At 62.7% G+C, this 249-nt stretch carries 1 protein-coding gene; it reads right to left on the bottom strand.

The window, feature by feature from the left end:
• Positions 1-249 (bottom strand): hypothetical protein (locus NLM59_RS11605; RefSeq protein ID WP_304417944.1); only part of this gene is annotated, 249 nt, incomplete at both ends.

Here is a 249-nt window from a genome sequence, read left to right on the forward strand (position 1 = left end):
TGGTTTCGGAACCGGTGTCGCTCGTTGTCGGCTGACCGACGCCCGGTTCTGCATCGGCGTTAAGTCGGGACAGGACGCCCACCTCGGCGGATTCATCCATTTGCCGCGGTTTCTCGGCGACGGCTGTCTCGTCCGCTCCAGTTGCGACCTGCTCAACTGTTTCGGCAACAGGTGGAACGGGCTGGGTTTCGTCGCCCGGCATTGGCGTGCGGGTCTGAGGTTTGTCCAGCAGGTCCGACAGGGAGTTTT

Source organism: Profundicola chukchiensis, from assembly GCF_029664245.1.
Classification (GTDB): Bacteria; Bacteroidota; Bacteroidia; order Flavobacteriales; family Weeksellaceae; genus Profundicola; species Profundicola chukchiensis.